The sequence below is a fragment of the Limisphaera ngatamarikiensis genome, from assembly GCF_011044775.1.
Lineage (GTDB): Bacteria > Verrucomicrobiota > Verrucomicrobiia > Limisphaerales > Limisphaeraceae > Limisphaera > Limisphaera ngatamarikiensis.
On sequence record NZ_JAAKYA010000089.1, the window covers coordinates 1 to 19,766 of the forward strand.

The 19,766-nt window shown below is 65.3% G+C and carries 19 protein-coding genes and 5 tRNA genes; 15 read left to right on the top strand and 9 right to left on the bottom strand.

Annotated features, from left to right (window positions below; all coding sequences use genetic code 11):
* Positions 1–32: 32 nt before the first annotated feature.
* Positions 33–671: a pyridoxamine 5'-phosphate oxidase gene (gene pdxH / locus G4L39_RS13410; RefSeq protein ID WP_165108937.1), complete on the bottom strand. Its 639-nt coding sequence runs from the start codon at positions 669–671 to the stop codon at positions 33–35.
* Positions 672–941: 270 nt separating this feature from the next.
* Between pdxH and rph the strand changes: the two genes are divergently transcribed.
* From rph to folK, 3 genes are read left to right on the top strand one after another with little or no spacing between them, the layout of a single operon-like run.
* Positions 942–1,757 carry a ribonuclease PH gene (rph, locus tag G4L39_RS13415; protein WP_165108939.1) on the top strand — a complete coding sequence of 272 codons (816 nt, stop codon included), beginning with the start codon at positions 942–944 and terminating at the stop codon, positions 1,755–1,757.
* The gene (locus G4L39_RS13420) at positions 1,754–2,377 is read left to right on the top strand and encodes a histidine phosphatase family protein (protein ID WP_165108941.1); all 624 of its coding nucleotides are present in this window, start codon (positions 1,754–1,756) and stop codon (positions 2,375–2,377) included. The genes rph and G4L39_RS13420 overlap by 4 nt, the downstream gene beginning before the upstream one ends.
* A 26-nt stretch (positions 2,378–2,403) precedes the next feature.
* On the top strand, positions 2,404–2,937 hold the full coding sequence (folK, locus tag G4L39_RS13425; protein WP_165108943.1) for a 2-amino-4-hydroxy-6-hydroxymethyldihydropteridine diphosphokinase: 534 nt from the start codon (positions 2,404–2,406) through the stop codon (positions 2,935–2,937).
* A gap of 44 nt (positions 2,938–2,981) precedes the next feature.
* On the opposite strand, the gene G4L39_RS13430 is transcribed toward folK, so the two are convergent.
* On the bottom strand, positions 2,982–4,157 hold the full coding sequence (locus G4L39_RS13430; RefSeq protein WP_165108945.1) for a pyridoxal phosphate-dependent aminotransferase: 1,176 nt from the start codon (positions 4,155–4,157) through the stop codon (positions 2,982–2,984).
* Positions 4,158–4,639: 482 nt separating this feature from the next.
* On the opposite strand from G4L39_RS13430, the gene G4L39_RS13435 reads away from it, so the two are divergent.
* From G4L39_RS13435 to G4L39_RS13460, 6 genes are all read left to right on the top strand, one after another.
* Positions 4,640–4,717, top strand: a tRNA-His gene (locus G4L39_RS13435).
* A gap of 33 nt (positions 4,718–4,750) precedes the next feature.
* Positions 4,751–4,827 (top strand) — tRNA-Arg (locus tag G4L39_RS13440).
* Positions 4,828–5,087: 260 nt separating this feature from the next.
* Positions 5,088–5,162, top strand: a tRNA-Cys gene (locus tag G4L39_RS13445).
* 744 nt (positions 5,163–5,906) lie between these two features.
* Positions 5,907–6,737, top strand: a complete 831-nt coding sequence (locus tag G4L39_RS13450; RefSeq protein ID WP_165108947.1) for a VTC domain-containing protein — start codon at positions 5,907–5,909, stop codon at positions 6,735–6,737.
* A gap of 30 nt (positions 6,738–6,767) precedes the next feature.
* The gene (locus G4L39_RS13455; protein WP_205881020.1) at positions 6,768–7,463 is read left to right on the top strand and encodes a DUF4956 domain-containing protein; all 696 of its coding nucleotides are present in this window, start codon (positions 6,768–6,770) and stop codon (positions 7,461–7,463) included.
* A gap of 4 nt (positions 7,464–7,467) precedes the next feature.
* Positions 7,468–8,568 (top strand): HlyD family secretion protein, encoded by a 1,101-nt coding sequence (locus tag G4L39_RS13460; protein ID WP_165108951.1) that lies wholly within the window; start codon positions 7,468–7,470, stop codon positions 8,566–8,568.
* A gap of 88 nt (positions 8,569–8,656) precedes the next feature.
* Here G4L39_RS13460 and G4L39_RS13465 read toward each other — a convergent pair whose 3' ends face one another.
* From G4L39_RS13465 to G4L39_RS13480, 4 genes are all read right to left on the bottom strand, one after another.
* Positions 8,657–9,430, bottom strand: coding sequence for a BtpA/SgcQ family protein (locus tag G4L39_RS13465; protein WP_343203339.1), 774 nt, complete (start codon positions 9,428–9,430; stop codon positions 8,657–8,659).
* Positions 9,431–9,525: 95 nt separating this feature from the next.
* On the bottom strand, positions 9,526–10,374 hold the full coding sequence (rnc, locus tag G4L39_RS13470; protein WP_165108955.1) for a ribonuclease III: 849 nt from the start codon (positions 10,372–10,374) through the stop codon (positions 9,526–9,528).
* A 6-nt stretch (positions 10,375–10,380) separates the two neighbouring features.
* Positions 10,381–10,989, bottom strand: coding sequence for a hypothetical protein (locus tag G4L39_RS13475; RefSeq protein ID WP_205881021.1), 609 nt, complete (start codon positions 10,987–10,989; stop codon positions 10,381–10,383).
* Positions 10,990–11,016: 27 nt separating this feature from the next.
* Positions 11,017–11,090 (bottom strand) — tRNA-Gln (locus G4L39_RS13480).
* Positions 11,091–11,622: 532 nt separating this feature from the next.
* On the opposite strand from G4L39_RS13480, the gene G4L39_RS13485 reads away from it, so the two are divergent.
* A complete protein-coding gene (locus G4L39_RS13485) occupies positions 11,623–12,534 on the top strand; it encodes an endonuclease/exonuclease/phosphatase family protein (protein WP_165108959.1) in 912 nt (303 codons plus the stop codon).
* Between the two features lie 79 nt (positions 12,535–12,613).
* Positions 12,614–12,688 (top strand) — tRNA-Thr (locus G4L39_RS13490).
* Positions 12,689–12,956: 268 nt separating this feature from the next.
* Here the strand turns inward: G4L39_RS13490 and G4L39_RS13495 are convergent.
* The 3 genes from G4L39_RS13495 to G4L39_RS13505 are packed head-to-tail and all read right to left on the bottom strand — an operon-like array spanning position 12,957 to position 14,963.
* Complete coding sequence (locus tag G4L39_RS13495) at positions 12,957–13,436, bottom strand: roadblock/LC7 domain-containing protein (protein WP_165108961.1); 480 nt, start codon at positions 13,434–13,436, stop codon at positions 12,957–12,959.
* A gap of 1 nt (position 13,437) precedes the next feature.
* On the bottom strand, positions 13,438–14,052 hold the full coding sequence (locus tag G4L39_RS13500) for a GTP-binding protein (RefSeq protein WP_165108963.1): 615 nt from the start codon (positions 14,050–14,052) through the stop codon (positions 13,438–13,440).
* Between the two features lie 5 nt (positions 14,053–14,057).
* Positions 14,058–14,963, bottom strand: a complete 906-nt coding sequence (locus tag G4L39_RS13505) for a roadblock/LC7 domain-containing protein (protein WP_165108965.1) — start codon at positions 14,961–14,963, stop codon at positions 14,058–14,060.
* A 1,912-nt stretch (positions 14,964–16,875) separates the two neighbouring features.
* Between G4L39_RS13505 and G4L39_RS13510 the strand changes: the two genes are divergently transcribed.
* Genes G4L39_RS13510 through G4L39_RS13525 form a run of 4 tightly spaced genes read left to right on the top strand, consistent with a single transcriptional unit; the run spans position 16,876 to position 19,505 of the window.
* Positions 16,876–17,943 carry a response regulator gene (locus G4L39_RS13510; protein ID WP_165108967.1) on the top strand — a complete coding sequence of 356 codons (1,068 nt, stop codon included), beginning with the start codon at positions 16,876–16,878 and terminating at the stop codon, positions 17,941–17,943.
* Positions 17,940–18,233, top strand: coding sequence for a hypothetical protein (locus G4L39_RS13515; RefSeq protein WP_165108969.1), 294 nt, complete (start codon positions 17,940–17,942; stop codon positions 18,231–18,233). The genes G4L39_RS13510 and G4L39_RS13515 overlap by 4 nt, the downstream gene beginning before the upstream one ends.
* Before the next feature lie 15 nt (positions 18,234–18,248).
* The gene (locus G4L39_RS13520) at positions 18,249–18,653 is read left to right on the top strand and encodes a hypothetical protein (protein WP_165108971.1); all 405 of its coding nucleotides are present in this window, start codon (positions 18,249–18,251) and stop codon (positions 18,651–18,653) included.
* A 54-nt stretch (positions 18,654–18,707) separates the two neighbouring features.
* On the top strand, positions 18,708–19,505 hold the full coding sequence (locus tag G4L39_RS13525) for an undecaprenyl-diphosphate phosphatase (RefSeq protein WP_165108973.1): 798 nt from the start codon (positions 18,708–18,710) through the stop codon (positions 19,503–19,505).
* The last annotated feature ends 261 nt before the right edge of the window (positions 19,506–19,766 follow it).

The following is a 19,766-nucleotide window of genomic DNA, read 5'->3' on the forward strand; positions in this document are numbered from 1 at the left end:
CCACCCACCCCCTCCGGCCCTTCCTCCCGCCTTCACGGCTGCAACCGTTCAATCCGCCAGCCCCCGGCCCCATCCGGCACATACTCAAACCGATCGTGCAAACGGTTTTCCCGACCCTGCCAGAACTCATATCGCGTCGGCCGAACCCGGTATCCGCCCCAAAACGACGGTAACGGGATCTCCCCCGACGCAAACTTCCGCTTCATCTCCTCCCACTTCGCCTCCAGCAACGCCCGCGACGAAATCCGCCGGCTCTGCTCCGAAACCCACGCACCAATCTGGCTCCCGCGCGGCCGCCGCATGAAATAGGCCATCGCCTCGGCCGTCGACACCCGCGCCGCACGACCCTCAATCACCACCTGCCGGCTCAACGGCGCCCAGTAAAACAACAGGCAGACGTGCGGATTGGCCTCCATCTCGCGCGCCTTCCGACTCTCCAGGTTCGTGAAAAACACGAACCCATCGGCATCATAACTCTTCAGCAACACCATCCGCGCCGAGGGCCGGCCGTCCGGCCCCACCGTGCTCAAACACATCGCATTCGGATCCAGCTCCACATGCTCCCGCGCCTCCAAAAACCAACGCTCAAACTGCACCAGGGGATCCGGTGCCAAATCCCGCCGGTGCAACGGGCGGTTCTCAAACTCACGTCGCAAATCGAACAGATTCATCGCCCGCCCAGTCTGGCCCCACTCCGGACGAATCACAACGGAAGATCCGCCCCGGCCCGTTACCCCGGCCGGCCGTTACCCGCCCTTCCTCCGTCGCCTCGTCGCATGCCGCCTCACCCGCATGCAGGGCCAGACCCCAACCCGAATGCCCCTCGCGAAGCTCTCACCACAATGGCATCTTCAAACCGGGCGAGACCTTGGCCGAGGATCCACGCCGTGCCCGCGCCGCGGCATTGCCCCTCCCCGCCCCCAACATTACACTCCGGCGCCATGGCCGAAGCCACACCACAACAACCGGGTCCAGTCACCCGGCCGGATGGACGTCAGCCGCAACAACTGCGGCCGGTGCGGTTCATGAATCACATCGCACCATACGCCCTGGGATCCACCCTGATCGAATGGGGTCAAACCCGCGTCATCTGCGCGGTCACCCTCGACCCCACCGTGCCGCGCTGGAAAAAAGAACAGGGACTTCCCGGCGGGTGGCTCACCGCCGAGTATTCCATGCTCCCCTACTCCACCCTCCAGCGCAAACCCCGCGAAATCTCCAAAGGCCGTCCCGAGGGCCGCACCCAGGAAATCCAACGCCTCATCGGCCGGGCCCTGCGCACCGCCGTGGACCTCGAAAAACTCGGCGAACGCACGCTCTGGGTGGACTGCGACGTCCTCCAGGCCGACGGTGGCACCCGCACCGCAGCCATCACCGGCGGTTACGTCGCCCTGGCCCTGGCCGTCCAGCGCCTGCTGCAGGACGGTACCCTGGCCGAATCACCCTTGCGACCACCGGTCGCCGCCGTCAGCGTCGGCATCGTCCAGGGCCAGGTCCTGCTCGACCTGTGCTACCAGGAAGACGTCTCCGCCTGCGTGGACCTCAACCTCGTCATGAACGCACAGGGCGAATTCATCGAAATCCAGGGCTCCGGCGAGGAAGCCACCTTCACCGAATCGCAACTTACCGAAATGCTGGCCGCCGGCAGGGCCGGCATCCGGGAACTCATCCGGGCCCAGGAACAAGCCCTGCAGCAGGCCGGGCTCCTCACCGCCCCGGCCCCATCGGCACCCGCCTCCGCAACCACCGCGCCATGACCGCCCGCCCCACACGACTCTTCTTCATCCGCCACGCCGAGGTCGCCATCCCCTACCAACGGGTCTTCGCGGGCCGACTCGACATCCCGCTGTCCGAGGAAGGCCATCGCCAGGCCGCCGCCCTCGCCCCGTGGCTGGCACGGCTTGCACCCGACGCCCTCTACGCCAGCCCGATGCTCCGGGTCCGCCAAACCCTCCAACCCTGGCGCGACCTGGGCAGCCCCGAACCCATTTTCCGCCCGGAACTGCGCGAGGTGGACTTCGGCGAGTGGACCGGTGTGGCCTGGGACGACGTCCAACCCCGCTTCGGCCAAAGCCCATGGGACTGGCTGCGCCTGCTCGAGCAGAACGCCATCCGCAACGCCGAACCCTTCGATTCATTCCGCAACCGCGTGGCCGCCTGCCTCCAACAAATCCTCGATCAACACCCCGGCCGCCGCATCGCCGTCCTCTGCCACGGCGGCGTCATCCGCATGGCCCTGGCCTGGCTCTGCCAATGGCCCCTGGCCGCCACCGCCGTCCTTGCCGTGGACTACGCCAGCGTCACCACCGTGACCCTGCACAACCCGCGCGTGGAGCTGGAACTGCTAAACTACCAGCCCTGGCGGCCCATCCCCTGACCGCCCCGCAAACCACCGCCCGGCCCATGAGCCCCCCGTCCCATGAACCGGTACGCGCTTTCGTGGCTCTCGGCGCCAACCTCGGCAACCCGCGCGACACCTTCCGAGCCGTGCTGGCCAGGCTCAGCCGCAGCTCCCTGCAGCCTCTTCGGACCTCCTCCCTCTGGGAAACCGAGCCTGTGGATTGCCCGCCCGGCTCTCCCCCGTTCCTCAATGCAGTGGTGGAGATGGTCCCCTTGCCAACGCTGACCCCCGAATCACTGCTCGAACAACTGCTCCGGCTGGAACGAGAGTTCGGCCGATCCCCATCCCCCATCCGCAACGCACCCCGACCGCTCGACCTGGACCTGATTGCCTTCGGCGCGGAACAGCGCGCCACGGAGCGGCTTGTCCTGCCGCATCCCAGCGCTCATTTGCGCCGATTCGTCCTCGAACCCCTGGCAGAGCTGGCGCCCGACCTTGTCCTGCCCGGCCTGTCGCTTTCCGTCCGGGAACTCCTGGGGCGCCTTCCACCCAACCCGGCCGTCCGCCGCGTCGGTGTACTCACCCCGTTGGACTAAGCCGGTCGGCTGGACCCGCCCCGAGCCGGGCACAACCGCGCCCTTCAGCCCACCAACGAACGGCAGAACCGTTCGATCCGGTCCAGCCCCTTCTCCAGATTCGCCATGCTGGTGGCGTAACTGATCCGAATGTAATCGTCCGCACCGAACGCCACCCCGGGCACGGCCGCCACCTTCTCCGTCTCCAGCAACCGCTTGCAAAACTCCACCGACTTCAAACCCGTTCCCGAAATGTTCGGAAACAAATAGAACGCACCGCGCGCATTGACGCAGGACAAACCCGGGATCCGGTTCAAACGTTCCCACGCGTACCTGCGCCGGCGATCAAACTCGGCCAGCCACGTCTTCAAATGCTCCATCGGCCCGGTCAGGGCCGCCACACCGCCCTTCTGTGCGAAACTGGTCGGATTGCTCGTGCTGTGGCTCTGGATGGCATCAATGGCCCGCGCAATCGGCTCCGGCGCAGCCGTCCAACCCAGCCGCCAACCCGTCATGCTCCAGGCCTTGGCAAACCCGTGCACAATGATCGTGTGCTCATAATGCGCCCGTGAAAAACTCGCCACGCTCCGATGCACCGCCCCGTCGTACAGGAGATGCTCGTAAATCTCGTCGCTCATGATCAGCACCCCCTTCTCCACACACACGTCCCCCAGCGCGCGCACCTCCTCCGGCGTGTAGACCGTCCCGGTGGGGTTGCTCGGCGAATTCAAAATGAACAAACGCGTCCGCGGCGTGATGGCCGCCCGCAATTGCTCCGGCGTCACCTTGAACTCCGTCCGGTCCGTCGTCGGCAAAAACACCGGCGTCGCCCCCGCCAGCTTCACCATCTCCGGATAACTCACCCAGTAAGGACTCGGAATCAGCACCTCGTCGCCTTCCTGGCACGTCGCCAGGATGACGTTGTAGCACGCGTGCTTGCCCCCGCACGAAACGATGATCTGCTCCGGCTCGTATTCCAGTCCGTTCTCCCGTCGGTGCTTCTCCGCGATGGCCTTGCGCAGCTCGGGAATGCCCGCCGCCGGGGTGTACTTGGTAAAGCCGGCCGCCAACGCCGCCGCCGCTGCATCCTTGATGTGCTGCGGCGTGTCAAAGTCCGGCTCGCCCGCGCCAAACCCCACCAAGTCCTGTCCCTCCGCCTTCATCCGCTTCGCCTTCGCGTCAATCTCCAGCGTCAATGAAGGCGTCAGAGAAGCCGCCCTTTGTGAAATCCGGTAGTTCATAAACAAATCTGCCGTTGCTTAAACCCCCGACCGCATCTCCGCAAGCCTGAACTCGCCCCGAAACCCATCCAATCCCCGAACAAACCCAACCCCGACACCAAACCGGCCGGGCGACCCGGAATCATGCCAATCTGACTTCGCGCGGGCTCGAAGGCTGGCGAGTACGCGGCGCCCGGCCCGGCCCCGGCAGCCCGGCACCGAAAGAGGCTGCACTCCCACTTCCTTCCGACCGGCCTGCGCGAACACCCGGCCAATCGGGACCATCGGTCCCACCGACCGACCTCAATTCGGGCGGTGCCAAACGAGCCGGCCGGAGCTCCATGCAAGCCGACCGATTCGGGCACGAACGCGCGGGCCGGACCAAATACGGCCGCCCGCTCAAAGGGATTGGTTCTTCGCCCCGCAACCATCACGGCGCCGGCAGGGCAAGGGGACACTTGACCCCGGATGGCCTCGCGTTTAGCTTGGCAGTGTTCCGAGTGGTGGTCGTAGCTCAGCCTGGTTAGAGCCCCAGACTGTGGATCTGGCTGTCGCGGGTTCAAATCCCGTCGACCACCCCATTTTCATGGCCGGCCTGCCAGGGCCGGCCCCGCGCATCCGTAGCTCAATTGGATAGAGCTTCTGACTTCGGATCAGAAGGTTGCAGGTTCGAGTCCTGCCGGATGCGCCACTTCTGTTTGCAGGGACGGCTTCCACCGGTCCGCCTGTCCCCCGCCCCACCCCGGCTACGATGCAGCCCTGCACCGTCAGGAACCGGTCTGCCCTGCAGAACTCCGTGTGGAGTGGGGCCGAACACGGGTTGGATCCCGGGTCCCCCGTTCCCGCAGTTGCCAGACGGAACCCTTTTTCCGTGCGCAGGATTGCGCGCCGGCGTTCAACGGGGGGTCTTGCGCAACGAGCCGAAATGGTTATGCTCGTATTGTCCTGAGAGGCGGGGTAGCCAAGTGGTAAGGCAGGGCTCTGCAAAAGCCCCATACGTCGGTTCGATTCCGACCCTCGCCTCCATTTTTGTTCCCCGATTCTCCCCACGCCGCCAACCAGGGAACGTGGTGCCCGCCGACACGACCCGGCGCTTCCAACCCTTGCGGAATCCGAGCCCTGGCCGCGCGTCACTTCAGGGCATGAGTCCCTCCGCCCTGCAGCCACCCACCGGGCCATGAACAAACCTGGAGGCCCAGCCCCGGCAGAGAATGGACCCGGACCCACACGGCTGGACACAATCCGCCCGCCCCAACCCGCCCGCTCAGTCACCCTCCGGAGCGCCACGGTCCAGCCCGGTCATCGGGGTAGAAAGGGCTGCACCGGTCGTCACCAGGGCCGTGGGGATTAAAAACCGGTACCAGCAGCCGAGCTGCACGAGCTGGATCGCCCCGGAAACGCCGTTGCGCCGGACTCAAGGTCAAAAGCCGCCGTTTTTGCAGCAAAACACGCTTCATCCCGGGTCCCGGGGCATCCGCCGGACTTAAGCGTCGGGCAGTACTCACCGATACATACGGAGAGGTCCACTCCGGGTCCGGACCGGGCCGCTGAGGGGTTTGCCTCCTGATCCAATGCTTTCCGTGCCGCCGGCAGACCCTCCGCGAAAAAGAATTGTCAGCGACCGGCCGATGGCGCATGGTGAAATGCGGCGCGGCCGTGTCGGGCGGGTTACAAACCGGTTCCGACACGCGGCTGGTGCCGCCGAGGAAGGGGGCTGAAGCGGAAACCGGCTCGGTGAGGACCAGCAACCGATCTCCCGGGAACGCACCTGTGGAAGACAAGGTTCAGTTACAACGCTTTGAACTGAAGTATCGCGTGGACGAGTCCACGGCCCGCGCCATCCGCGAGTTTGTCAGCGGTTATTTGGAACCGGACGAGTACGGTTTGGACAAACCGGATTACTCCTATCGGATCCACAGCCTGTACCTGGACTCGGACGATTTGCGCTGTTTCTGGGACGTCTTCAACAGCAACAAGAACCGGTTCAAGTTGCGGATCCGCTATTACGACGACCGCCCGGATACACCGGCGTTCTGCGAGATCAAACGACGGGTGAACGACGCCATTCTGAAGCAGCGGTGCGCCATCCGCAAAGAGGTGGTGCCGCAATTGCTGGCCGGGCAGCTGCCGGACCCGTCCTACCTGTTGTCCCGGAAGCCGCAACAGTTGGAGGCCCTGCAGGAGTTCTGCCGCCGGATCACGGACCTGAACGCCAAACCGCGAACCCACGTCAGCTACCTGCGCGAGGCCTGGGTCAGCCCAGGCAGCAACGCCGTGCGGGTCTGCATCGACCGCAAGGTCTGCAGCGAACCCCAGTTCACACCGGAACTGAAAACCACAATGGAAAATCCGGTCATGCCGTTTGAGCCGGAGGTCATTGTCGAACTCAAATTCACCGGCCGGTTCCCCAATTGGATGGGAGATCTGGTACGCAGGTTTGGCCTGCGACAGGTCAGCTCCGCCAAATACGCCGACGGCGTGGCCCTGCTGGGGGAACGCCGATTGGCACCGGAAACCTTGACCTTCCTCCGCGAAGATTTCCTGGAACGGTTGTTGCAGCGACATCAGGTGCCCGCAAGCGGGCGGGCCACAAAGGAGTAACAGGAGGCGAATGTGAACGACTTACCCGCCATGAACGAGCTTTGGAGCCTGTTCTTCGGCGCGGATTTCTCACTGCAGCCGGTCAACGTGCCGGCGCTGTTGTTGGGACTGTGCCTCGCGTTCCTCGCGGGATTAAGTATTTCGTGGACGTACATGACCACCCACGCCGGTCTGTCCTATTCACGGTCCTTCGTGAATTCGCTGGTGGTCATCCCGCTGATCGTGACCGTGGTGATGCAGGTGCTGAACAACAACCTGGTCACGGCCTTCGGCCTGATGGCGGTGTTCGCCATCGTCCGCTTCCGCAACGTGCTGCGAGACACACTGGACACCAGCTACATCCTCAGCGTGATCGCCGTGGGCATGGCCTGCGGCACGCAACGGTTTTCGCTGGCGGTCATCGCGACACTGACGCTCGTGGCGGTGATGTTCTTCCTCTGGTACACGTCGTATGGGACGCGACACCGGTACGACCTCATCGTCAACCTGCACTGGGGCCGGCCCGCTGCCGAGCTGCCCTACCTGGTGCGGGTCCTCGAGCGCCACAGCCGGTCGGTCCACTGCGCCACGCGCCGCTCCGACGAGCGGCAACAGGGCCTGGACCTCTCGTATCGTCTGCTGCTGCGGGATCCCTCCCGCGTGGACGATCTGCTGAACGAATTGCGGGCGCTGGAGGGGGTGTCGCGCCTGACCAGCCTGCAAGCCCAGGAAGAGTCGGAGTTGTGAAGCCATGAAGCCGGAACCTCTGCCTCCCATACCCAGTCCACCGGCCCAATGGTGGCGGATGATCCGCATGAACGTGCTACCGGCGCTGGCGTTCGTGACGGCGCTGGCCCTTGCCGTGCAACTTTGGCGCTTCAACATGGCCAGCCCCCTGCTGGTCGGCACGGCATCTGGACCCCGGGCGGACATCATCTCGCCGCGACCGGGTCGGCTGTCGCAGTTGCATGTGGGTCTCTACCAGCCGGTCCGGGCCGGCCAACCCGTGGCCGTGGTGGAAGCCGTGGACCCGGCGGTCCTCAGCAACACCGTGCGCGTCATCCGGGCCGAGATGGATGCCATTCTGGCCGACATGGCCTACCCCACCGATGACCGGCTCCGCTATGCACAGTACCAGCTGGACTGGCTGCGGGAACGCGCCGACCTCCTCACGGCCAGGGCCCAGCTCGGTTACGCCGAGCGCGAATACCAGCGGATCCGCAAACTGGTGGAGGAACAGGTGGCCAGCCAGGATGCCCTGGACATCGCGCTGCGAGACCTGGAACAGGCCCGTCAACTGGTCGCGGAAAAGCAGGCCGCCGTGGACACGGCCGCAAAACTCCTGGAAGAGTTGGACCCGAGCAGGCGCACCATCGAGTCTCCACAGGTCCGGGCGGCTCTCGCTCTGGCCGAGGAACGACTGCACCTGGCCGAGGCCGAAATGCGGCCGATTGTGCTTACCGCCCCCATCGACGGCGTGGTGACTGCCGTGAACAAGTTCCCCGGCAGCATGGTGGCCACGGCCGAGCCGATCGTCACCATCGCCAGCTCGCACGTGGAGCATATTGTCGGTTTCATCCCGCAGCCGCTCCGCGTGGAACCGGTCGAGGGTATGGAGGTCGAAGTACGGAGCCGGGGAGTTCACCGCACCATTGGCTACGGCCGGGTCCTGCACGTGGGGGCACGAATCGAGTTGTTTGACGCGCCGCTCCGCATTCGCGGACTCGGCAACGCCCAGCAGCGCGGCCTGCCCATCATCGTCAGCGTGCCGCCGAACATGAAGCTGCGACCGGGCGAGCTGGTGGACCTGGCCCTGGGACCGGTGCCGGCAACCGCCACGGCAACACAGTGATCGCGTGTTGGGGCATCGCCCGACCCCCGGAAGGACACTTGCCGACCTGACGGAAACGATTCCGCCGCGCGCAACAGCGCAGTACCGGTTAGCGGCGCCCCAACGGCGGTAGCGACCGGAACGCTTCCACCAGCGCCCGCACCCGTTGCGGATCCACCGGGCGTTCCACCTGGCCGTCTTCCTTCAGGGAACTACCCACCAAATAACCATCGGCCTCGGCATATTGCCCCAGATTCTGCGGGGTGATACCGCTACCGACAAGGATGCGGGCACCGGGACAGGCGGCGCGAAGCCGGCGGAGCTCCTCGGGATCGGCCGGTTGGCTCGTGGCCGGGCCGGAAAGAATGAGGGCATCAGCCAGCCCGCGCTTCCAGGTATCCCAGGCGGCAATTTCCAAACTCCAGTTGCCCAAGGGCACCGCATGCTTGACCAGCACGTCAGCCCAAATGGCTGTATCCGGTGCCACACTCCGGCGATAACGAAGCGTCCCATGGGCGTCGCCTTCGATCAGCCCCTGATCGGTCAACATCGCGCCCACATGCACATTGATGCGGACGAAACTGCCGCCGCAGGCAGCACAAAGGGCCAGGGCCGCACGCGCGTCGTTGCGCAGCACATTAAAGCCGATGGGCAGGGAAACCGCCTCGCATACCGCAGCGGCCACCACGGCCATCGCCGCCACGGTCTCCGGCCCGACCGGTCCCCGGCTGAAAGGAATGTCTCCGAAGTTCTCGATGCACAACGCATCCACGCCACCTTCCGCATAAGCACGGGCATCCGCAACCGCGGCCCGAATGACTTCCTCCATGCTCCCCGCCCAACGCGGGGACCCGGGCAAAGGACGGAGGTGAAGCACGCCCACCAACAGGCGACGCCCGCTTGCAAACAAATCCAGTGGCCCCCGGCCCGCCCAGGTCGCAGACCTGCCCTGACCCCCCGGTATTTGGACCTTGCGGGTCATGAGACTCCCTGATTTGCGTGGGATGAGCCCGGCAAGGCCGGCCCGGGTTCCGACACACCGGAGCGACCGCCCCTCGGCCGCCGCGTGCGGGCACGCTCGCCCGAGGGGGGATCGGACGACGGAGGGGTCGTGGATGTCGGGGCTGCGGGCCGGGCATGGAGCAGGCGCAACGCCTCAAGCGCAGCCTCCGTTTCCGCGGCCTTTTTGCTGGGGCCCTTGCCGCGCCCCAGTTCGCGACCCTCGTGCCAGACGGCACATTCAAAAACGCGCGCGTGGTCGGGGCCGCTAACACTGACCAGGCGATATTCTGGCGGGTTCGCCGAGCTCGCCTGCAACAACTCCTGCAGATCTCCCTTGGGATTGTCCGGCCAGGGCAGGTCCTCCACCCGGGCCAACAAGGGCCCGAACTCCCGCAGCACAAACTGTCGGGCCACTTCCAGACCGGCGTCCAGGTACAACGCGCCCAGCACAGCCTCATATGCGTCGGCCAGGGCGGACAACCGCTGCCGGCCGCCGAGGCGCTCCTCACCGGCGCTGAGCACAAGATAAAGTCCCAGGTCAATGGCGCGCGCGCGTTCCGCCAGGGTACGGCGGTTGACCAGACGCGCGCGTGCCTTGGTCAAACGGCCCTCCTCGTACCCCGGATACCGCTCGTACAGCGCCTGGCTCAGGATCAGGCCCAGCACGGCGTCGCCCAAGAATTCAAGACGCTGATTCGTGGGCGGGGCCTGCTCGGCATCGGCCGCCACCGAGGGATGCGTCAAAGCCGTTCGCAGGAGGTTTCGATCCCGAAACCGCCAGCCCAGGCGTTCCTCCAACTCTTCCACCTGTCGGACCGATCCCATCAAGTTTCAAGGCCTCGCAGGTGCATCCGGCGCCGCCATCGCAGCCTCGGTCCCCGTCTCACCGGTGGCACCCGGGTCCGATCCCGGGTCCGATCCGGCCGGCGGCAGCCCTTGTTCCAATAACCGGGCAACCTCCCGCTGCACCTCATCCAGTTCCGACAGTTTCAAAGCCGGATCCTGCACGGTGAAAACGTCGCCCGTCCGGGTGTGTTCGTAGACGAAGATGCGACAGCCGTCGCGCCAAAACTGCTCTTTGACACGCAGCAGCCGCTTCCGCTCCATCATCACCGCCAGGATGTAAACCGCCGACCGATACCGGGGATCACCCCGCTCGCAAAGCTGGCGCAACAGGCTTTCGGCAGCATCGCGCTGAATGGGTTCTCGCGGCGGCGGCGGCGCCTCGTAAACGCCCCGCCAGAGGGAAACCACCTCCGGACGTGTCCGGGCTTCCTGACGATACCTCGTCTCCCAGCACTCCGGGCAGACGTCCTGCCGGCGGTACCGGCCCGCGTCCGCGTCCGCCCACAACAGCGTGTGGTAGGGCTGTCGATCAGAGAACCTCCGACCACACCCCTGACATTCCGAAGCCCGGGTCTGAATCTGCCAGTCGTTCATGAAGTGCCCCTGGGAAAGGAAAAAATCTGGCTGTCCGGCATGGATTCGAACCATGACAAAGGGCTCCAAAGACCCTTGTGCTACCGTTACACCACCGGACAGGCACCTCAAACATAGCCAGAGCCCCTTTCCAGGAAAAGGGGAAAATCACGGACCCACGCCCGCCCCAACCAGCAACCCGGGCCAAAAACACCACCCGCCCAAACGCCGGCAGGTTGCACCCCCCGCCCCCACCGCGGCCGGACAACCACGCCGGCCCCGGGACCTCGCGCAACCCGCCGGGCTGCCGAACCGTCCTCGCCGTCTCCGCACCTGCCCGCACACCCCTGCAACGAGAACGTCTCGCAGCCGGTGACAAACCAACATTCCAAGGTTCATTGCCCTCCAGGTTTCGCCGCCCACCACGGGACCATCAAATGGCCCGGCCGCGCCGTACTCGCAACATCCCAACAGGGCCCCGCCGGCCAGGGGTTCCGCAGCACCTACCTCTGCCCCCATCCGCAAGCCCCGCCCGGCCCTCGGCTCTGAAAACCCCACGAAAGCGGCACGGCGCATGCCGGCTGGCGACATTTCCAGTAACCAGGGCGCGCTTCAGCGTTGCCTTCCCGCATCCACGAAACGAGCATCAGAGTCATGAGACCTGCATGCGGCACCATCCGTTTCGGACTTCGCCTGGCCACCCTTTCCCTCGTCATGGTGGCAGGCACTGCCCCAACCCCCGCAGCCGAGCCCGCAACCACACCCACCGAACCCGCAGCCGGTTTGTGTGTGGTCACCTACAACCTCCGCTTCGCCAGTCCCACCGGACCCAACGCCTGGCCGATCCGTAGGCCCCTGGTGGTGGAGGCCATCCGTCGTCTCGACCCCGACGTCATGGGAACGCAGGAGGGATTGTACCAACAGCTCAGGGAGTTGGCGTCGGACCTGCCCGACTACGACTGGATCGGCCTGGGCCGCGACGGGGGCAGCCGGGGTGAATTCATGGCGGTTTTCTACCGGCGTTCGCGGCTGGAGCCGATGGCTTTCGACCATTTCTGGCTCTCGGACACGCCGGACCGGATCGGCTCGGCCACTTGGGGCAACCGGAATCGGCGCATGGTCACATGGGTGCAGTTTCTCGACCGAACCACGGGGCAGAAATTCTATCTCTGGAACACGCACCTCGACCATGAGGTACAGGCCGCACGGGAAAAAGGCGCTGCGCTGATCCGCGAACGCGTCGCCACCTTGAAAGACGGTTTGCCGGTGGTGTTGGTGGGGGATTTCAACGCGGCGGCGGGGGGAAATCCGGCCTACGACATTCTCACCCGCGACGGCTTCTTCACCGACACCTGGCTGATGGCCGGGGAACGGGAGGGCGAAAACCTGGGCACTTTCAACGGGTTTGAAAAAGTCCCGGTGGGCGGACCGCGAATCGATTGGATCCTTGTCCGGGGAAGGGCCGAGGTGGCGCGCGTGCGCATCGACGCCTGGCAAAAGGAGGGCCGCTTTCCCAGCGATCACTTTCCCGTGGCCGCATGGCTGCGCCTGGTCGCCGGGCCCTGAGGGCCGGCACTTGACTCCGGCTCCGGGAAGCGTTTAAGGATGAGAAGCGGTTCCACCTGCTGGATACCGCGCCGGGAGGGCCAGTTTAGCTCAGTGGTAGAGCATCCGATTTGTAATCGGACGGTCGTCGGTTCGAATCCGACAACTGGCTCCACTTTCTTTTTCCAGGGCGCGTCTGGCGACACGGCCTGCAGCGCCGCATGCCGCTGCTGGTCCAGCACCGACCGGTGCAGCGTCGGTTGAAGGCCGCGGCAATGCCTTCCCCTGCCCCAAGGGAAGCCACAATAGCTTCCCCATTCGCCGAGGGGTCGGGACAGAATCCGCGCTTCACCGCGAGGGACCGTGAGTCCGGCGCCGTTCGCGCGGACAGGATCGGAGGGAGGGGGCGGAGCGGGAAACCATCCGACCCAGGGCCCCCGCGCCTAGGATTTGCGGCGAAAGAGGGTCTCGCTGTCCAGGAGATTGAGTTCGGCCAGGTCCAGTCCCGCAGCGGGATTGCGCTCGCGGGCAATGCGAAGCTGCGCGGCCAGACGTTCACAGGCCGCGTTGGCGTAGTATTTGACCGCGCCCACGCTGCCCTTGGCCGGGAAAACCACCAGCAACATGCATGCGTTGTCCACACACCGCATGAACAGACTGTAATGTTCACCCTGCTGATAGGTGCTGGAAAAGTTGGATTCCTGGAGGAGGTTGGCGATGCTCTGATTGGCCATGAACGCCCCGGCCGCCAGGGCCGCCATGGTGGTGAGATCGAACCGGCGGTCGTCGCCCTGATGGGTGATGAGGAACCCGGCCTGATCGGTCAACAGGACGGCGGTGGCCTCGCACTGCGTCAGGAGCTCCCGCAGCACGGCGTCCAGGACCTGCACGTCGGATTCGAGCAACTGGGGCAAAGCGGCCATGTCATGCGTATTGCGGGATGCTCTGGTGGATGAATTTGTGCAGCAACAACCGGGTGATCATGTTGAGGGTCTCAAACACGCCCTCGCACCGGTTGGCACAAGCGGTAAAGGAGGGCACGCGCACGTCGCGATTGTTCAGCACAAACTCCAGGTACTCCACCGGGGCCGCATTGGGCAAATCCCGCTTGTTGTACTGAAGCACGTACGGGATCTCGTCAAGGTCCATCTTCAGCGTCCGAAGGTTGTCCTGGAGGTTTTGGAAGCTCTCCACGTTTTCGGCCATCTTCTCGTACTGGGAGTCGGCCACAAAAACAATGCCGTCCACACCCCGCAACACGAGTTGGCGCGTGGTGTTGTAGATGACCTGGCCCGGCACGGTGTAGAGCTGGAACTTGGTGCGGAACCCCCGAATGGACACGGCCTCAATGGGCAGGAAGTCGAAAAAGAGCGTGCGATCCGAGCTCGTGGCCAGCGAGACCAGCTTGCCCTTGTTACCGGCAGCGGTCTGTACGTGGTCATGGATCTGCACCAGATTGGTGGTTTTCCCGCCCATGGCGGGCCCGTAATACACGATTTTCACCTGCAGCTCGCGGGTTGCCTGGTTGATGATGGCCATGGGACTTACACGGTTTTGGGTTTGCGATCCAGTTCGGCCGCCAGCGCGGCCAGTTGAGCCGTGGGCAGCGGTTCTCCGGCACGTCCAAACGCGGCAAAGAAGAGGTTGTTGACGCGGAAGATCTTCCAGGGCACCTGCCCCACGGTGAAACTGAGGTTGTTCAGAGCCCCCATCCGCAGTTCCTGCGTGCACTGACTGACCTTTGCGTAAATCTGGGGCAGGAACGCGGCCAGGGTCTCGCTGTTGTACTGGGGCGGCACCTGACCCGCCACGCTCAGACCGTCCGGCAGGGCCACAAGGGCACCGGCAACGCCGGGCAAGGACACGGCGCGGTTCACCACTTCCGCGGGAGTGGTCGCCCGCCGGACCCATTCGGTCGTTCCGCCAACCCCGGCACCCGTGGGGGGCGTCTGCGCCGCGTCGGCAAGATCCAGCGGCGAATAGAAATTCGTATCCACGGGCTGCGCGCCAGAAGACGTTCCGGCCGCACCGGCGGGTGATTGGGGAGCGCCCCCCGCAGAAGCGGTCACGGCGGGTCCGGCACCCTGCGGCCCGGACGCGACCCCCACCGGCCGCCCGTGCTCATCGAACAGGTTGGGGATGCTTTCATCCGGCGCGAGCTCTCGGCGGGCGCGAGACACCGGCTTCCGTTGCTGCAAAAAGGCCGGTGCGACCACGGCAAGGGGCAACGCCAGGGGCATGGCATCATGCGGGGAGGCGTACGTGGCCACCGCAGGCCGAATCCACGCCCGGATCAACCGCCAGGGGAACTCCACCCGGCCCTGTCGCAGCCCCTTCTCAAGGATCGAGGCGGGAATGACCAGACGCCCGTCCGGCACATTGAGCCGGCCCAGCTCCTGTTGGATGGGGTCGGGCCAGCCCTTCGAAACGGACGTCAACGGCAGTTGCACCGTGCCGGGCAGCGGTTCGGTATTTGCCGGGCCCGAAGGTGTCTGGCCAACAGGGGGAACCGATACCGCAACCGCGGGCGTCGACCCGGTTTCGTGCTTATAAGTTTGGCCGTTGATCCCATGGCCAGCCGCAGCAGGGGCAACGGACGGTGGGGCCAGCGGTCCCGGACAAGCCGCAGGTGTCGGCGCACCGGCGCGAGCAAAAAAGGTTGTACCGGAACCCGGTGTCGCAGAAGGAGGGGGCGGCGCACCAGTAGGGGCCGGACTCAACCGACCAGAATCAACGGGACTCCGATAAAACGCGGTTTCATGGCTGCGGACCTGGTCCGGTACAGCACCGCCCGGGGCGTGAAACCGCGGCGCCGATTGAGCGTGCCCCTGGCCGTTCCCGTTGTCGTCGGCCACGCGCACGGCCAGACGGTTATGCCCTGCCCCCGATGGTGGGGCCGTTGACCCACCGGGTCCGAACGGACCCACAATGTCATCCGGCACACTCACGGTCTTCTGGTCGCGTCGTCGGGGCAGCCGCTCCACACCCACCCGCGGCAAAACCAACTCCAACGGCACCACAACGGGCGTTTCGTCCACATCGGGCCCACCCGACAGCGTTCCCGGCGCGGCCTGTCGCAGTTGGCCAAAGGTGATTTGAACCTGCCCCCGGGCCAGCTGCGGCAACAGGGATTCCAACGGCAGGCTGATCTCCAGGTCTGCCGGCACCGGCGCCCGAACCCGCGCCTTCAGTTCCTGCGGAAGCCGTTCCAATATCGGAAGTAAAGGCAGAAACACCCGCTCCCCACCGCCCCGAACGACGGATCCGGGAGCCACCGCGGTCGCCGCCCTGGGCATCTGGACCCCGATTACCGGTCCCCGCCCCACGGCTCCACCGTCGGAGGACCCGGCAGCCGGATGAGATGCCGGTGCAGCTGCAGGGCGTGCCACCGCAGGGCTGCGCGGAACACTCGAAGCAAGATGCGGAGCAACGGCTTTGAACACGGGCTGTGACCCACCGGACGACGTCCCGTCTCCGTCCATCCTTTCACCACGCTGGCCCTCACGTTCCTGCCGGAACCAGCGCAACGCCGTCTGCAACCACTTCTTCATCGTCAGTCTCCATTCGCGGCCCATGGTGCGCCCCACGGCCCGGACGGTGCCCTTCGGGGGCGTTCAGCCTTCGGCCACCGGTCGAAACGCAGTCACCAACCCCCGGCGACCACAGACAACTCAACTCGTGCAAAGCACCGTCCATGCCAAAATGAGACCGGGACGATTCGTTTGTGTTGGCGCTGTTCGATGCAATGTCCCCAAGGCCACCCGTGTGCCACCGCCGATCACACTCGACCGGGCCGCCCGGGTGTCTCGGCAGGGATTCCCCGACTACGGCGCCAGTCGCCATCGCCCAAACAGGCTCCCCATTAAACGCCGGGCTCTGTCCTGTCTTGAGACGCCCCCTGTACGGCGGCGGGTCATAGGCACCTGCGCGTGGGGACCACTCCGACCCGGGCTCTCAATGGGAAACACACTCTCGATCCTCGAAACGCCCCCAACACCTTCCACCTTCACGTCCTGCTAAAGTCTCCGTGCCAGGCAGCCGATGCTCACCCGGGGAGCAAGGGCCGGGGCTTGCTTCGGCAGCCCACTCGACCAGGGCCAACGCCGAGTCACGCGGTCGGAGCCGGGGAGGGCGGAACAATCCCTGCTCCGGGCTCGTTCCGGGGTCACCCGGCCGGGAGCCGACGGAAGGAGCGGACCGCACCGCGGTCCGCAACAGGCCTGCCCCGCACCTGGCCACCGGCAGATCGGCGGGGCCGGAAAAACAACCGGAGTCAGGGCCGGCAAAAACATCTGAGCCGTCCCTGCCGGGCCGGTCCTGCTGAAACGGCCGCCAGGCGGCCGATGAACAAAGCAGCTGAAGATGCAAACACGTCCGAAAGTCCTGTTGGTGGACGACGATCCGGACCTGCTGGAGCTGTACAGGGAGTTGTTGGCGCGGCTTCCCAGCAATCCGGAGATCCGTACTGCCAACACCGGACTCAAGGCGCTGGCTTTCTTGGAGGAGGAGCCGTTCCACCTGTTCCTCTGCGACCTCAAGATGCCAAAGATGGACGGCCTTCAAGTCCTGGCCGTGGTGCGGCGCAAGTACCCACAGCTGCGGACAGTCGCACTCACCGCCCTGACCGACGAGTCCCTGCGATCACGGGTCTACGCCCTCGGGGTGGACCTCTACTGGCAAAAGCCGGCCAATGAACGCGAGGTGCAACTGTTTCTGGATTCCCTGGAATCCCTGCTCAGCCGCGAGGCCTCGGGCGGATTCCGCGGCGTCCAGAGCAAGAGCCTGGTGGACCTCCTGCAGCTCGAGTGCCTCTCCCAAAACTCGACCGTCCTCCGCGTCACCAACGGCCCCTGGGAAGGCCGCATCTGGATTCTCCGGGGGGAACTCATTGACGCAGAAACGGAAGGCCTCGTCGGTGAAGAAGCCTTCGCCCACATTCTCAGTTGGAAAAGCGGCACGTTCGAACAGTTGCCACCCGATCCGGATCGCCCCCAACGGATCTTCAAATCCTGCAACGCCCTCCTGCTGGAAACGGCCCAGGCGATGGACGAATCGGGCACGGGAACCGAACCGCCCGGGGAACCCGAAATCCCGTCACCGCCGCCCCCTTTGGAACAAATTGCGCGGATGGAAAGGGTCAGCGCCGTCCTCCGTTTTGCCAGCGACCCGGCCGGGCCATGGGAGGGTCGCGGGATCGAATACCCGGAGCAGGTGCGCCGGTGGGCGCAGCATACCCTCGACCGCTACCAACGGCTGGGGGAGAAACTCGCCGTGGGACCGCTGGAACAGGTCCAGGGCTGGAGCTGGCAGCAACATGTGGGCCTGGCGCCCCTGCCCGACGGGGGATTGATGGTGGAATGGCACGGGCGAATCGCACCCGACCGTGCCCGCGAACAACTCCGCAAGGCCGTTGCGTTGTTGCAGCCATGAAGTGGATCCGAAACCACCCGGCACCCTTGCGTCCCCTGCCCGCCGGCAGCTTCACGGTGGATCGCAACGGGCACCTGCTCGCCTCCACCCTCCCCTCGGACTACCCGGTCAGCCTGCTGCGCGAGATTGCCCAGCCCTTGCTGGCCACATTCCGCGAGGCCCGCGACGCCGGTCTGGTGGTAACCGATTTGGTGGTGCATTTTCAGGGACTCAAAATCACGGCACGGGAACTGCGGGGCGGCGCCCTGGTTTTCGTCTTCCCGCAGACGCCCTTCACTACGCCGGCCTGAATCCCGGAGGGACCTATGGCTAGCAAACAGCTCGACCAGCTCATCCAGGAAATGGAAAACTATTGCGAGTGCTGGAAACAGTTCCATCACTTCGTCGATCTGGCGCGCGAGAAAAAATTCGGCCCGGAGGAGGAGGCGCAGTTCCTCGAGGTTAAAACCATCATCGTCCAGGAACTTGAACTCATCCTCGCCTCCGTGGAGGTGACCTCGCCCACCAAGGACGAGGTCCACAACGTGCTCAACCTCGCCCCGTCGCTGCGTTACCTCAGCGAATTAAACGACGCCGCCCTGCGCAACATCGAGAACCAGTGGCACAAGATCTATATCGGCCTCCATGCAATCCTCGGCCAACTCAAGGTGCGTCAGCGCCAGGAAGAGGGTCGTTCCTTCTTGTCCTTCCGCAAAAACAAGGAATCATGACGCCTCCCGGTCCGAACGCCGGCCGTTGGCCCCGGCCCGGGAAGGAAACGCGTCATGAACGAATGGTTGGCGGCCCTGCTCCTCGGCCTGGTCGAGGGACTCACGGAGTTCATCCCGGTCTCCTCCACCGGACATTTGTTGCTGGCGGAACAGCTCGGCGGTGTCGGACACCGCAGCGACCTATTCAACATCGTCATCCAGTGCGGCGCCGTGCTGGCCGTCCTGCCACTGTTCCCTGAACGCCTGCAACAGTTGCTCCGTCCCTGGACCGATCGGAGCGGAAGGGACTACGGACTGAAACTCCTAACCGCCTTCGGCATCACCGGCGTCGGCGGCGTGGTCCTGGAAAAATCCGGGTTTCAACTGCCCGAAAACCCCTTGCCCGTCGCACTGGCGCTTTTGATCGGCGGTATCGCCTTCCTGGCCGTCGAAGCCCGGCTGCAACGCCGACCGCCCACCGGCGGCGTCACCTGGGCTGTCGCCATCGCCGTGGGCTTGGGCCAGCTGGTGGCGGCCGTTTTCCCGGGAACCTCCCGCTCCGGCGCCACCATCCTCATGGCACTGTTGCTGGGAACCGCACGTCCCCAAGCCACCGAATTCTCCTTCCTGGTCGGCATACCCACCCTCCTGGCCGCCGGTGGACTGAAACTGTTCCAGGCCTGGCGGCACGGCATCAGGCCCGAGGAACCGTGGGCTGTCATCCTGTTGGCCACCGCCGTTTCGGCCCTCGTCTCGTTCGCCGCCGTCAGATGGATGCTCCGCTACGTGCAGACCCACACGTTCGCTTTGTTCGGATGGTACCGGATCGCACTGGGCGGCCTGATTCTCCTCCTGAGCGCCGCCCGCCCTTGAGACCCCCCCGATACCCGGGCCCTGACCCGCGGCCGAGCCGCGCGCGGTTGCGGCTTCAACGTCCCTGCGGCATGCTGGGCCACGTCGCATATGCGAACCGCCATCCACCCATCTCCTCGGATCCCGACCGCCTCCATGGCCACCGCGCTGCTAATCCTGTTCCTCGCCGGCGCAAAAGCTGCCACCGGCCACAGCCAACCCGTGGTTCTGGATCACGGGCCCGCGCGACTGGTGATCCTCCCGCAATCCGGCAGCCTCGTG

Bases quoted from the DNA above. Each gene is read 5' to 3' on its own strand.
- G4L39_RS13460 (WP_165108951.1), top strand. From the start codon at position 7,468: ATGAAGCCGGAACCTCTGCCTCCCATACCCAGTCCACCGGCCCAATGG.
- G4L39_RS13430 (WP_165108945.1), bottom strand. From the start codon at position 4,157: ATGAACTACCGGATTTCACAAAGGGCGGCTTCTCTGACGCCTTCATTG.
- pdxH (WP_165108937.1), bottom strand. From the start codon at position 671: ATGAATCTGTTCGATTTGCGACGTGAGTTTGAGAACCGCCCGTTGCAC.
- G4L39_RS13485 (WP_165108959.1), top strand. From the start codon at position 11,623: ATGAGACCTGCATGCGGCACCATCCGTTTCGGACTTCGCCTGGCCACC.
- folK (WP_165108943.1), top strand. From the start codon at position 2,404: ATGAGCCCCCCGTCCCATGAACCGGTACGCGCTTTCGTGGCTCTCGGC.
- rnc (WP_165108955.1), bottom strand. From the start codon at position 10,374: ATGGGATCGGTCCGACAGGTGGAAGAGTTGGAGGAACGCCTGGGCTGG.
- G4L39_RS13420 (WP_165108941.1), top strand. From the start codon at position 1,754: ATGACCGCCCGCCCCACACGACTCTTCTTCATCCGCCACGCCGAGGTC.
- G4L39_RS13500 (WP_165108963.1), bottom strand. From the start codon at position 14,052: ATGGCCATCATCAACCAGGCAACCCGCGAGCTGCAGGTGAAAATCGTG.
- G4L39_RS13475 (WP_205881021.1), bottom strand. From the start codon at position 10,989: ATGAACGACTGGCAGATTCAGACCCGGGCTTCGGAATGTCAGGGGTGT.
- rph (WP_165108939.1), top strand. From the start codon at position 942: ATGGCCGAAGCCACACCACAACAACCGGGTCCAGTCACCCGGCCGGAT.
- G4L39_RS13455 (WP_205881020.1), top strand. From the start codon at position 6,768: ATGAACGAGCTTTGGAGCCTGTTCTTCGGCGCGGATTTCTCACTGCAG.
- G4L39_RS13520 (WP_165108971.1), top strand. From the start codon at position 18,249: ATGGCTAGCAAACAGCTCGACCAGCTCATCCAGGAAATGGAAAACTAT.
- G4L39_RS13515 (WP_165108969.1), top strand. From the start codon at position 17,940: ATGAAGTGGATCCGAAACCACCCGGCACCCTTGCGTCCCCTGCCCGCC.
- G4L39_RS13525 (WP_165108973.1), top strand. From the start codon at position 18,708: ATGAACGAATGGTTGGCGGCCCTGCTCCTCGGCCTGGTCGAGGGACTC.
- G4L39_RS13495 (WP_165108961.1), bottom strand. From the start codon at position 13,436: ATGGCCGCTTTGCCCCAGTTGCTCGAATCCGACGTGCAGGTCCTGGAC.
- G4L39_RS13510 (WP_165108967.1), top strand. From the start codon at position 16,876: ATGCAAACACGTCCGAAAGTCCTGTTGGTGGACGACGATCCGGACCTG.